The 13,181-nt window shown below is 45.6% G+C and carries 8 protein-coding genes and 1 tRNA gene; 4 read left to right on the top strand and 5 right to left on the bottom strand.

Annotated features, from left to right (window positions below):
* Positions 1-23: 23 nt before the first annotated feature.
* Entirely contained in the window at positions 24-1,190 is a 1,167-nt protein-coding gene (locus ACZRKO_RS16390; protein WP_463738314.1) for an efflux RND transporter periplasmic adaptor subunit, read from the bottom strand.
* A gap of 323 nt (positions 1,191-1,513) precedes the next feature.
* Positions 1,514-4,630: an efflux RND transporter permease subunit gene (locus ACZRKO_RS16385; RefSeq protein ID WP_463738313.1), complete on the bottom strand. Its 3,117-nt coding sequence runs from the start codon at positions 4,628-4,630 to the stop codon at positions 1,514-1,516.
* A gap of 271 nt (positions 4,631-4,901) precedes the next feature.
* Here ACZRKO_RS16385 and ACZRKO_RS16380 point away from each other — a divergent pair, with 271 nt between their 5' ends.
* Complete coding sequence (locus tag ACZRKO_RS16380; protein WP_463738312.1) at positions 4,902-5,567, top strand: TetR family transcriptional regulator; 666 nt, start codon at positions 4,902-4,904, stop codon at positions 5,565-5,567.
* Positions 5,568-5,609: 42 nt separating this feature from the next.
* Here the strand turns inward: ACZRKO_RS16380 and ACZRKO_RS16375 are convergent, their stop codons facing one another.
* Positions 5,610-6,023 (bottom strand): Spy/CpxP family protein refolding chaperone, encoded by a 414-nt coding sequence (locus tag ACZRKO_RS16375; RefSeq protein WP_463738311.1) that lies wholly within the window; start codon positions 6,021-6,023, stop codon positions 5,610-5,612.
* A gap of 98 nt (positions 6,024-6,121) precedes the next feature.
* Complete coding sequence (ompC, locus tag ACZRKO_RS16370) at positions 6,122-7,285, bottom strand: porin OmpC (RefSeq protein ID WP_463738310.1); 1,164 nt, start codon at positions 7,283-7,285, stop codon at positions 6,122-6,124.
* A gap of 691 nt (positions 7,286-7,976) precedes the next feature.
* Between ompC and ACZRKO_RS16365 the strand changes: the two genes are divergently transcribed.
* Together ACZRKO_RS16365 and ACZRKO_RS16360 are read left to right on the top strand one after the other, a co-directional pair.
* Complete coding sequence (locus ACZRKO_RS16365) at positions 7,977-8,591, top strand: helix-turn-helix domain-containing protein (protein ID WP_463738309.1); 615 nt, start codon at positions 7,977-7,979, stop codon at positions 8,589-8,591.
* Positions 8,592-8,600: 9 nt separating this feature from the next.
* Entirely contained in the window at positions 8,601-9,263 is a 663-nt protein-coding gene (locus tag ACZRKO_RS16360; protein ID WP_463738308.1) for a helix-turn-helix domain-containing protein, read from the top strand.
* A gap of 501 nt (positions 9,264-9,764) precedes the next feature.
* Here the strand turns inward: ACZRKO_RS16360 and ACZRKO_RS16355 are convergent.
* Positions 9,765-9,840: transfer RNA gene (locus tag ACZRKO_RS16355), tRNA-Phe, on the bottom strand.
* Between the two features lie 678 nt (positions 9,841-10,518).
* Here ACZRKO_RS16355 and speF point away from each other — a divergent pair.
* Positions 10,519-12,681: an ornithine decarboxylase SpeF gene (gene speF / locus ACZRKO_RS16350; protein ID WP_463738307.1), complete on the top strand. Its 2,163-nt coding sequence runs from the start codon at positions 10,519-10,521 to the stop codon at positions 12,679-12,681.
* Positions 12,682-13,181 lie beyond the last annotated feature (500 nt).

Here is a 13,181-nt window from a genome sequence, read left to right as displayed (position 1 = left end):
TTCGCTGATGTTATGCAGTGGGTTTATTGCGCGCCAGCCATCAGTTGTCCGGGGGGGACTTCTTGCGTCTCAACGACGGTGCCGGGTTTAGCGGTCTGTAATCCACTGACGATGACCTTGTCACCTTCTTTCAGCCCCTCAGTGATCAACCACTTATCACCAATGGCTTTCGCTGCCACGACATTACGAACGTCGACTTTATGTTCTGCATTCACCAGCATCACGGTGGCATCGCCGCGCGGATTACGCGTAACCCCTTGCTGAGGAACTAACATTGCAGCATTTTGTACGCCTTCATCGATGCGTGCGCGAACGAACATTCCGGGTAACAGATCATGATGCGGGTTAGGGAACAGGGCTCGCAGGGTGATGGATCCGGTGCTTTCATCAACGGTGATATCAGAGAACTCCAGATGTCCTTGCAGTGGGTACATTTGTCCGTTTTCTAAAATGAGATTCACCTGGGTCGTTTGTTGATTTTTCTGCAAACTGCCCTGAGATATGGCCTGCTTCATGTTCAGAAAATCGTTACTTGATTGCGTCACATCGACATAAATCGGATCAATTTGTTGAACCGTTGCCAGATCGGATGCTTGCTCTGTTGTCACCAGCGCTCCTTCAGTGACCGATGATTTACCAATACGGCCACTGATGGCTGAGCTGACTTTGGTATAGGCAAGATTAATACGCGCCGTTTCAACCGCCGCTTTTTCGGCCATGAACGTGGCATCCGCCTGCTGCGCGTTAGCGACGGCAGTATCGTAATCTTGTTGACTGACATAATGGGTCGCTAACAGGGGTTTGTAGCGCTGAACGGTAAGGTGGGCAATAACAGCGGCGGCTTTAGCTTTTGCCTGATCGCCCAATGCACTGTCATAGCTGGCCTGATAAGGGGCAGGGTCAATCTGATATAACGACTGGCCCGACAGCACGTCACTCCCTTCGATGAAGTTACGCTTCAAAATGATGCCGCTGACCTGAGGCCTCACTTCCGATATGCGAAATGCTGACGTGCGACCCGGCAAATCAGTGGTCACCGCGAGAGGGGCTGTTTTTACTGTGATCACACTTACTTGTGGTGTGGGCTTACCGGGCTTCTGGTTGCCGTTTCCATCACAGCCGGTCATTGTCAGACTCAGGGACAAGGCAATCATTGATGGAATGAACGCTAGCGCTAAATGTTTCTTCATTATTATTCCTTAACAACCCACATCTGACCAAACCAGCAGAGAGGTCCAGTAAAAATAGTTTTCCATTCTTTCCGGGAGGAATGGCAATAGCTATTCTGCAGAGTCAATCTGCAGGGAAATAAAGCAGCGCCGGAAAGAATGTTGAAATGTGATTATCACGTCGATACGTTGTGCATTAATTATCATATTTTCTTTATATCGGGAACGCCCATTAAAAGACCAAAATAATGCTTCCAATAAAGGATGTTCAATATATTGAAGTATTGATATTGAGAATAATAATTATCCCGGCATTTTATTATCCATATCTCATCGAAAGGTTATTATCCTGCTCCTTTCTTCTGACGCGGTTTACGTACCGCGACAAAAAAGACAGGCACTAAAAAGATAGCCAGAAGGGTAGCGGAAACCATTCCTCCCATAACGCCGGTTCCGACGGCATTTTGCGCACCGGAGCCAGCACCTGTACTGATAACCAAAGGCAGCACGCCCAAAATAAAGGCTAATGACGTCATCAGAATAGGCCGCAAACGCATACGGACGGCTTCGAGTGTGGCCTCAATCAAATCTTTGCCCTCTTTATCCATCAGATCTTTGGCGAACTCGACAATCAGAATGGCGTTTTTGGCAGACAGGCCAATGGTGGTTAACAAACCTACCTGGAAGTAAACGTCGTTATTGAGTCCTCTCATTGTCGCCGCCAACAACGCGCCGACTACCCCAAGAGGAACGACCAGCATGACGGAGAATGGAATAGACCAGCTCTCATAGAGCGCAGCCAAAGATAAAAAGACGACCAGCAGCGAGATGGCGTACAGAGCGGGGGCCTGATTACCGGACAACCGTTCCTGATAAGACATGCCAGTCCAGTCATAGCCTATACCCGCAGGAAGTTTTGACGCGAAACTTTCAAGCATGTTCATCGCTTCACCGGTGCTTCTTCCCGGTGTCGCTTCCCCCAGGATTTCCATGGAAGGCAGGCCGTTATAGCGTTCCAAACGAGGTGAACCGTAAATCCAATGTGCGCTGGAAAATGCCGAGAAAGGCACCATTTGCCCCTGTTTTCCCCGGATATACCACGAGTTAATGTCATCAGGTAACATGCGGTAAGGCGTATCCGCCTGTACGTAGACTTTTTTCACCCGCCCATGGTCGAGAAAATCATTCACATAGGTGCTGCCCAGCGCGGTTGCGATGGTTTGGTTGATATCAGACACGTCAACACCCAGCGCCAGCGCCTTTTCCTGATCGATATCCAATTTAAATTGCGGCATATCTTCCAGCCCGTTAGGACGAACCCTCACCAGAACATCGGGGTGTTTGGCCACCATACTCAGTAGCTCGTTTCTTGCCTGGGTTAACTTCACATGCCCTAAATTAGCCTGATCGATCAATTCAAAATCGAACCCCGTTGCCGTTCCAAGTTCAGTGATTGCCGGCAGGTTGAAGGCAAATACCCGCCCATCACGGATATGTGAAAACGCCTGAGTGGCACGGTTAACAATGGCCGTCACTTCATTTTTCTTGCCAGGTCGTTGATCCCAGGGTTTGAGGCGAACAAAGGCCAGGCCATTATTTTGCCCTTTACCGCTGAAACTAAAGCCGTTAACGGTAAAGACAGACTCGACATTGGCACTTTCCTGAGTCAGATAGTAGTGAGTTAACTCATCCATCACTTTTTCTGTCCGAGCCTGTGTGGCGCCAGCCGGAAGTGTCACCATGGTCAGGAAAACCCCTTGATCTTCTTCGGGCAAGAATGAGGTTGGAAGCTGAATAAACAGAACACACATGCCGATGACTATGAGGCCATAGATGAGTAAATAGCGTCCGGTATGACTGATGATCCCGGCAATGCTGGCCGTATAATGCTGCGTACTTTGGCTGAATTTTTTATTAAACCAGCCAAAGAATCCCTTCGTTGTCCCGTGATCGTCTTTGGGAATCGCTTTGAGCAGGGTTGCGCAGAGCGCCGGCGTCAGGATCAACGCGACGAGCACCGATAACGCCATCGCGGAAACAATCGTAATGGAAAACTGCCGGTAGATGACGCCGGTTGAGCCACCAAAAAACGCCATCGGGATAAACACGGCGGACAGCACCATGGCGATGCCCACCAGTGCGCCTTGTATCTGCTCCATCGATTTTTTAGTGGCTTCTTTCGGCGATAGCCCATCTTCAGACATCACGCGTTCGACGTTTTCTACGACAACGATGGCGTCATCAACCAATAAACCGATGGCCAACACCATCCCAAACATCGTCAGGGTATTTATCGAGTAACCGAAGGCAGAAAGAACGGCAAACGTACCCAACAACACAACCGGAACCGCGATCGTCGGGATAAGCGTGGCGCGAAAATTTTGCAAAAACAGATACATCACCATGAAGACTAAAATGATGGCTTCGAAAAGCGTTTGTACGACCTGCTGAATGGAGATCTTTATGAAAGGCGTCGTATCGTAGGTATAAACAATCGCTAACCCTTTTGGAAAATAGGGTTTGAGTTTTTCCATTTCGGTTTGCACGGCTTTGGCCGTATCCAGCGCGTTCGCACCGGTTGCCAGTTTGATCCCCAACCCTGCTGCGGGGTTGCCGTTATAGCGGGCGATAATGTTGTAGTTCTCACCACCCAGTTCGATTCTTGCTACGTCCTTAAGCAGAACTCTGGCTCCGTCGGGCATGACTTTAAGTTGAATTCGGGAAAACTCCGCCGGATCTTTAAGCCGCGTCTGGGCGATGATCGACACGTTGAGTTGTTGATTTGGAATAGCCGGAACGCCACCAAGTTGTCCTGCGGCAATTTGATTGTTCTGGATTTTCAACTGATTCACGACATCCAGTGTCGTCAGTTGGTATTTATTCAGCTGGTTGGGATCCAGCCAGATACGCATGGAATATTGTGCGCCAAATAACTGCGTATCGCCCACGCCCTCGGTACGGCTGATCGGATCTTTGATATTTGAGGAAATATAATCCGCAATATCATCCTGTGACATGCTGTTATCGGTAGAGATAAAACCTGCCACCATCAGGAAGCTGCTGCTGGATTTCTTAACACTGATTCCTTGCTGTTGCACTTCCTGAGGCAATAAGGGCATCGCAAGTTGTAACTTATTCTGAACCTGCACTTGTGCAATATCAGGATCTGTTCCTGAATCAAAAGTCAGTGTCACAGTAACACTGCCTGAAGAGTCACTGGTGGACGACATATACATCAGGCTATCCAGGCCGTTCATATTTTGTTCTATAACTTGCGTTACCGTATCTTGAACTGTCTGCGCATCAGCCCCTGGATAACTGGCTGAGATAGCGATGGCTGGCGGCGCAATAGTAGGATATTGCGCGACGGGGAGCTTTATTATCGCCAGCGCTCCTGCAAGCATTAAAATAATGGCAAGCACCCAAGCAAAAATTGGGCGCTCTATAAAAAACTTAACCATTTTTACGCGTTACCTTATTTGGAATGGTAATCTAGGTGGCACCTGACGAAAGGGAACCATTACCGGTTACAGCGAGTAAATCACAACTGTACAGCGTGAAGAAATTATTAAAATGGTCTTTTAAAGGACTTTTAACCTAACTCATTGTAAGCTTGTGATTAATTTGAGAGTTGATAATGTGACGTTAGTTCTGTTCTGAATAAATATATGTGAATCCTTCATTAGGCATTATAGTAATACGTTGATTATCCATAAAAACAGATGTGTCATTATGTCAAAAAACACAAAATTTGAAGCATTTAAAACGAGGATGCATCTGCTAGATGTTGCAATTAATGAATTTTCATCACGAGGTTATACGTCAACCACACTGATGGATATTGCAGCCTCGGCGGGAGTGACTCGAGGCGCAATTTATTGGCACTTTGAAAGCAAAATAGAATTATTCAATGAAATATGGCTTCGTGAACAACCGATATATCAACAAGTAAGTAGAGATGTTCTGGTCACGGATGTCGATAATCCTCTGTTTACGCTAAAAGAATTGTTCGTCAATGCGCTGAAATTCGTCGCATCCGACACGAAGCAAAGAAACCTGATGAACATAATCTTTCACAAATGTGAATTCAGCCATTTGATGTTAAGTAGTCAGGACATTCGGCACCGAATCTACATTAACCCCAAACGACTGGAAGGTATGCTTGATGAGTGTAAGAGCAGACACCAATTACCTGCCAGTCTTAATGTTGAGCAAGCAGTGAGTATGATACGTGCTTACTTCACAGGTATCATTGGAAACTGGTTAGTTTATCCTGACGTTTTTAATTTATATAAAGATGCAGAGCGTATTGTTTCGCAGCTCATATTTATGTTGAGTTATAAAGGTAATGACAGGGAGGGGGTTGAATTAACGGGTGAAAGTGAGTGGGTCGGTTGAACCAAATACCCTGCTAATGTAGCAGGGTATTCTGGCAAGGCATCAATACATTGATTGTTGTTTCATCATTGTTTGCAACTGCTGTTTTTGTTCTTTCGTCAAAACCTGACTCACGTTGAATATGTATTCGGCACGGTCATAACGTGCCTGCGCCTGGATATTGCTGATATCGGCCATCTGTTTTTTCGCAGCCTGTGCATCCCATTTCCCAGATTTAATCATATCCAGAATGAGATCCTTTTTAACGCCATCCACTTTAATGCTTTCAAGATTTTTCTGGGTATTCTGTTGCAGAACCTGAATTTGTTGCTTTTGCGCATCCGTTAAATGTAATTTTTGCGCCAAAAACTCGCCTTGCGAAGAGGGTTCAGGTGTTGCTACAGACGTTGCCGCAAATGAAGCACCGGCAAATATCAGGCATGTGGTTGCAAGGATAGTTTTAGTGAATTTATTCATGGTCTTCTCTTTGTTTAATAATGTGAGGGTTATTAATATATTGGGATACGGAACTGTATTAGCGTTCCGTATCCTGAATAACCTAAATTGATAAGATCTTAAAACTGATAAACCATACCCACAGCGACGATATTATCGGTAGAAATCCCGTTGTCCTCGTAGAAGCTGTCATCACCATCAAGCAGGTTGATTTTGTAATCAATATAGGTGGACATATTTTTGTTGAAGTAATAGGTCGTACCCAGAGAAACATATTTAACCAGGTCTTTATCGCCACCCGCACTTACCGTGCCATGATCGTTACTTTGAGTCGCATTCAGATCTTTACCCTTCGATTGCAGATAAGAAATTTCCGGACGCAGACCAAAGTCAAATTGGTACTGTGCTGTAGCTTCAAAGTTCTGAGTTTTATTCGCTACACCATCGCCGTCACCATAAGCGGTCATGTTACGTGTTTCAGAATACATGGTAGCCAGATAGACATTGTTGGCATCATATTTCAGACCGGCAGTCCAGGCATCGGCTTTTTCGGCATTGTTGTTGGTGCCATCATTACCGGTTGATTGTTGCTCATTAGTGCGGTCAGAAGAAGAATAGGCGGCCCCTGCGCTCACGCCCCAGCCAATATCATAGGTGCTGGATAAACCCCAGCCGTCGCCATTCTGGCTGCGGGCATCACGGCCATTGTTGGTGCCTTCAAAACCACTACCTTCTTTATTATTGTCGCCATCATTCGCTCCCTGATATTGGGCGGCCACATTTAGTCCATCGACCAAACCAAAGAAACCGTTATTACGATAAGTGGCAACGCCATTAGCACGGCCAGTCATAAAGTTGTCAGCGGTGGTATAACTGTCGCCACCAAATTCTGGCAATACGTCGGTCCAGGCTTCTACGTCATATAGCACGCCATAGTTACGGCCGTAATCAATGGAACCATATTGCCCCATACCAAGGCCGGCAAAACCTAAACGAGTGAAATTGTTGTCGGCACCACTGGATTCTGTATTATTTGCCTGGACGTTGTATTCCCATTGGCCATAACCCGTCATCACATCGTTAATCTGTGTTTCGCCTTTGAAGCCAACACGGACATAAGTCTGGTCGCCATCTTTATTGCTGTCATCAGAGAAATAATGAAGTGCATCGACTTTGCCATACAGATCAAGTTTGTTGCCGTCTTTGTTATAGACTTCCGCAGCATGAGCAGTAACAGAGAGGAGTAATGCTGGAATAAGCAGCGATAGGGCTGTTCTTTTCATGATTGATACCTTTACCGTAAGTTAAATGTAGGTTCATTTGGTGAGATGGATTAGCTTTACGGCGATTATTATTAAGGAATAAGTTCAAATAAAATATTTTTTGTAGGGTGTTTTAGTGGACGTTTTCTGGTTTTCTAAAAAGTGTTAATGTTCTCTAGCATGAATCAATTTTACACATGCAACTACCGCCGTACATTAACTTACCCTGTGGGATTCTCAGCATTTTTATCTCTGCCGTAATTCATATGAATGACATGTGAAGTGATCATTGTAAGTGTTGTTATTCGTCATGGACAGGCGTGCTTTTATGGGTTTATGACATCTCATAAATGATGCTTATTGTAAGTAATAATATGATTCTGTTTCATTATATTTTTGTCAATGCATTTAAGTTTGTGGCAGAAAGGGGAAGGGGTAGTTTCTTTGTTTTTCATATAATTACACAAAAGTCCATTATAGGAATTTAAAATGCACGCGACATCAATGATACTGGTCTTGGTAACAGAGTATTATGAGTTATTGGTTATGCACAGGTGTGAATTCTTGTAAGCTTACGGGTATTTTGAGCGTCTTTCATGCTGTGCTATGTTTGTGAATCTATTTTGTAATGGTACTTATTCGATGAGTGCGTATTTTATATTTACATTTTCGAGTTGAAAGTTGCAGTTTCTTAAAAATAAGTGATATCGAAATGAAAATACAATTAGCAGATAGTCTTTTTGTTAGCATAAGTAACGATTTAAGTATCCGACCCTACAACAAAGATGAAGTTTTACCCTTTACCAATCAATCAGGGCAACCTGTATGCTATTGGCTCCATTGCGGATGCGCATCACTTATAAGAGTGGATGATGGAGTAAGAACGCTTCCTGTTGCCAATAAAACATGCTTTGGAATATTGGGTGGGTCAATATTTCGTGAGCGTTATGCTCTGGTTGTTGATGTGGATTCTGTTATCTCCTGTCAGTCTGTCAAGACGGCGATTGAATCAGTATCAAGCAATAATATGTGGGACGCACTTGTTGACTTGCAAATCGATAAAATTGATGAGTACAGTCATTATTATGACGCATTATCTAAACGAGGTGCTTATCAGGAAGTTTGTTTCCACATTAATCTAATGATGGATTTACCTGACCATGTCCGCAATCAGATAAAGTTAACGGATTTTATTTGGGAGCGAACGTCGATGAGTCGAAGCAATATGATGCAAGTCTTAGGTCAATTGAAAAATAAAAAATATATTATGGTAGAGAAGGGTTTTCTGCGCTCCATTTGCTATTTGCCGGGTACCAAATTTTGGTGAGATAATATTATGAGAAATATATTTAATGATGATGAATTTAGTGAGGTTATTAACCATCCGGACAAGCCAGTTCTCATGCTTGAAGCCATTTATAATAAGTTGGCATCTTGCGGTGAAGAGTTTTCGGTAAATAAAGATGAAATAATTGATGCTTTTGGCAGTGATGGTAATCCGTGTTTTACGTTCATAACGGGTGGCCGATTTTCTATTTATAGAAAACACGATGATTTATTGATGCACTCTTCATCATCTCCTTCTTTATTTGGTATTGTTGAATATTTTCAACCAAGGAATGCACACTTTATTTTAGCCGATATACGGTGTACGGGTATCAAGGTGAATGCTAAGCTGGCGAGTGAGGTTTTTACTAAATATGAACTATGGGATGCGGTTTGTAAGATTCAAAGCTATTTCATTCAGGTGTTACAAACACGTGATTTTCAGTTGGTGGGTGTAAATGCTTATTTGATCATAAAGAATAAACTTTTTGAGCTATTACAAGAGCCAGAAGAATTTCGTCTTAGGCAAAGTGTGCTTCTGTATATACAACTACGGTCCAAGCTATCGAAAAGTGTGGTGTCAAAGATTTTGGCGGCATTGAGAGAAGGGGACTATATTCGTATGAATAGAGGGAAGTTGGTTTCTATTAAATATTTACCTAAAGACTATTGATGCTCGGTTGTATCTAATTTATAGATCGGGCTTTTTAATGGGTTTTGGAGTGAAGTTGTTTTCTTAAATATGAATGGTATGTGCGGGCGTGACCCGCAAAGAATAAATTACTTAACGAAATCTGATGTGAAGACATCGGGGATGGTTTTCGGCATACATTAAAAAAACTCTGTATTTCAGCATACTGCAAGGCCCCTTCAGGGGCACGATACGCTTTACCCTGCTTGAACTTGCTTTTTTTTCGCAAGAAAGTTTGGCCGTTTTCTTGCCGGCTTGATGCTTCGCCCCACGCTGCAAATTCGCGTATTCCCTTCAAAGATAGTTATATCCCTGAGTAACACAGAACAACAGTTTCAAATGACGCGAAATATCGTTGAACAGCGCTTGGGCTGGCCCCGGAGGGGTGAGTCTCAGGATGAGACGAATAATCGAACGAGGTTCAATGTAGAGTCTGTACCGTAGAAAGCAAAAAACCAGCCCTTAGGCTGGTTTCTTTAAATATGGTGCCCGGACTCGGAATCGAACCAAGGACACAGGGATTTTCAATCCCTTGCTCTACCGACTGAGCTATCCGGGCAACGGGGCGCATTAAACCGTATTGGCTGTGCGTCGTCAATGGCTTTTTTCTGTAAGCACGGGGCAGGTCGCCTGAATGGTGATTTTTAACGCAATGGCAGAGTAATGATTCTTCGAAGACAAGGATTCGTCAGCAAAGGGCAGAATAACAGTGTCAAATTAGCGGGTTAAAAATGTCGCATTTCGACAGAAAAATGGCGATTTCACAGGCTTGTACGCTGGGGAGAATGATGCCATTATTGCGGCGATTTATTGACTGAGATGTTTCCTTTTTCTCGCGACAGCTCAAGAGGGTTGCGGCATGACTGGTTTGTCACATCGCGCATTTTGTAAGCGCAAAATATGGCTGATGATCTTCTCCGGGTGCTGTGAACTCCGCATTTCCTGTTTTTCTCCCTTTGTACTTCCCTCCATGCGGTAAGGCTACCTTGCTCGCTGTTAGGCATGATTAAAAACAGAGCCTTCTCTGATTTTACTGATGTCTATCAGACGTGGCTGGGCCTGATCATCGACTCGTTTGCCCTTTGCCTGCGGGCATTGTGCCTTCGCGCCTGATATCTCGCTCACGCCAGCGTCACTTTGCCGGGCCGGATCTGCGCGCTTTTACTTCACGACGTACGAACCTGCTCATTGCCGTGCTAACTGGCACACCCTCTTACTTAACCGTTTGAGAGTCTTAATGAAACTTTTAAAAATTGCAGCAAGCGCCTCCGTGGCCCCTTACCTTGAATCACACCGCATCGTGGTGGATCTGCGTCGCGCCGACTATGCCGACGTAGCCGCCATTATTATCTCCGTGGGCGATTTAAACAGTGGCCGGCTGGCAGAGATAGACGCGCTGGGGTTTGGTATTCCGGCGTTTGTTGCAGTGCAGGGGGCCGAGCAGATTTCCCCGGACTACCTGTCAGTGCTGAAAGGCGTGGTCACGCTGTCTGATGCCAATCAGGCCTTTTATGCCGCGCAGATTGAGTCAGCCGCACAAACCTATGAGGAAGCGTTGTTCCCGCCCTTTTTTGACACGCTGAAAAAATATGTCGAGATGGAAAATTCGACCTTTGCCTGCCCCGGACATCAGGGCGGTGAGTTTTTCCGTCGCCATCCGGCGGGGCGTCAGTTTTATGATTTCTTCGGCCCAAATATTTTTCGCGCTGACATGTGTAATGCGGACGTCAAACTGGGCGATTTGCTTATCCATGAGGGTTCGGCGAAAGATGCGCAGAAATACGCTGCTAAAGTCTTCAGCGCGGATAAAACCTATTTCGTACTGAACGGCACGTCGGCCGCCAATAAAGTGGTAACCAATGCGTTGCTGACTCGCGATGATCTGGTGCTGTTTGACCGTAATAACCATAAATCTAACCACCACGGTGCGCTGTTGCAGGCCGGTGCAACTCCGGTTTATCTGGAAACCGCCCGCAATCCGTTTGGCTTTATTGGCGGTATCGACGCCGGCTGCTTTGACGAAGAATATCTGCGTCAGCAGATCAAACGGGTCGCGCCGGAACGTGCCGGAGAAAAACGTCCGTTCCGGCTGGCGATTATTCAGCTCGGCACGTATGACGGCACGATTTATAACGCCCGCCAGGTGGTGGATAAAATTGGCCATCTGTGTGATTACATTTTGTTTGATTCCGCGTGGGTCGGCTATGAGCAGTTCATTCCGATGATGCAGCAGTGCTCACCGCTGTTACTGGATCTGAACGAAAACGATCCGGGCATTATTGTCACTCAGTCGGTTCACAAGCAGCAGGCAGGGTTCTCACAGACTTCGCAGATCCACAAAAAAGATAACCATATCAAAGGTCAGAAGCGTCATTGCAGCCATAAAAAACTGAATAATGCCTTTATGATGCACGCCTCGACCAGCCCGTTCTACCCGCTGTTTGCCGCTCTGGACGTCAATGCGCGCATTCATGCAGGCGGCAGCGGCAGGCATATGTGGATGGAGTGCGTGAAGCTCGGCATTGAAGCGCGCAAAATGTTGCTCGACCAGTGTTCGATGATCCTGCCATTTGTGCCGCCGGTGGTGGATGGAATACCGTGGCAGAATTACGATACGGAAAAAATGGCCAACGATGTGCGCTTTTTCGACTTTGTGCCAGGCCAGCGCTGGCATGCCTTTGAAGGTTATGCCGAGAAGCAGTATTTCGTCGATCCCTGTAAATTGCTGCTGACCACTCCGGGTATTGATGCAGGTAGCGGAAAATATACTGAGTTTGGTATTCCGGCGACGATCCTTGCCAACTTCCTGCGTGAAAATGGTATCGTGCCGGAAAAATGCGACCTCAACTCGATTCTATTCCTGCTGACGCCAGCAGAGACACCGGCCAAGATGCAGCTGCTGATTGAAGAGATCACCCGCTTTGAGCGTTACATCGAAGAAGATGCGCCGCTCAGCGAAGTCTTGCCGACGGTGTATCGTAAAAACGAGGACCGGTACCGCAATTACACCATCCGTCAGCTGTGCCAGGAGATGCACAATCTGTACGTCAGTTTTGACGTCAAAGAGTTGCAAAAAGAGATGTTCCGCGAGAAGAGCTTCCCGCAGGTGGCAATGAACGCGCAGGACGCCCACAGCGAGTTTATTCGCGATAACGTCGAGCTGGTCGCTATTGGCGAAGCCGAAGGGCGCATTGCCGCTGAAGGCGCACTGCCTTACCCGCCGGGGGTGCTGTGCGTAGTTCCCGGTGAAATATGGGGCGGGGCAGTTCAGCGCTACTTTATGGCGCTGGAAGAGGGCATTAACCTGTTGCCGGGCTTCTCACCAGAGCTACAGGGCGTCTACGTTGAGAAAAAAGCCGTCGGGTGGAAGCGTATTATGGGTTATGTGATTAATAAATAAATTCAAATTGTTAGGTAGAGCAGCGCAGCATTGATGGCTGCGCTTTTTATTTATATTGACCAAGTTATTGAATTTCAGAACACTCCGCATGAACTGATTATAGGCCAAGGCGCTATGCTTATCGGATCAAACAGAAGGGAGATTGGCATGGTGTCGCTTTGCTGTTCTGGAAAGAGGATCCAGTGCCCCAGCTTTTGGGCTGAAACAGAGCAGGAAGCCAAAGCTCATCATCTGGCCCAGAAAAGGCGAGATATTTCCTAAGAATATGTTTGCTAACAAAGTGAATGATATTAGATTTTGAATTTATTAAGACTAATCTCGTAAAAATCCATCCTAAATCTTATACTTGAGCTATTAGCTTGTAATTAACGGGTTTTATTTTTCCTCTGGCTGGGAATTTTCGTAGTGGCGATATTTCAGTAATTGATCTATATCATAATCCAATCCTTTATAGGATGTTTCTCGTATTGCTTTATAATAACCATTAATATAATTTGAGC

The organism is Ewingella sp. C233, assembly GCF_055407225.1.
The sequence above is the reverse complement of the archived record's forward strand: the minus strand, read 5'-3'. Positions and strand labels throughout refer to the sequence as shown.

What these genes read in the sequence shown, in the direction of transcription:
- ACZRKO_RS16390 (WP_463738314.1), bottom strand. Translation starts at nt 1,190, where the DNA reads ATGAAGAAACATTTAGCGCTAGCGTTCATTCCATCAATGATTGCCTTG.
- ACZRKO_RS16385 (WP_463738313.1), bottom strand. Translation starts at nt 4,630, where the DNA reads ATGGTTAAGTTTTTTATAGAGCGCCCAATTTTTGCTTGGGTGCTTGCC.
- ACZRKO_RS16380 (WP_463738312.1), top strand. Translation starts at nt 4,902, where the DNA reads ATGTCAAAAAACACAAAATTTGAAGCATTTAAAACGAGGATGCATCTG.
- ACZRKO_RS16375 (WP_463738311.1), bottom strand. Translation starts at nt 6,023, where the DNA reads ATGAATAAATTCACTAAAACTATCCTTGCAACCACATGCCTGATATTT.
- ompC (WP_463738310.1), bottom strand. Translation starts at nt 7,285, where the DNA reads ATGAAAAGAACAGCCCTATCGCTGCTTATTCCAGCATTACTCCTCTCT.
- ACZRKO_RS16365 (WP_463738309.1), top strand. Translation starts at nt 7,977, where the DNA reads ATGAAAATACAATTAGCAGATAGTCTTTTTGTTAGCATAAGTAACGAT.
- ACZRKO_RS16360 (WP_463738308.1), top strand. Translation starts at nt 8,601, where the DNA reads ATGAGAAATATATTTAATGATGATGAATTTAGTGAGGTTATTAACCAT.
- speF (WP_463738307.1), top strand. Translation starts at nt 10,519, where the DNA reads ATGAAACTTTTAAAAATTGCAGCAAGCGCCTCCGTGGCCCCTTACCTT.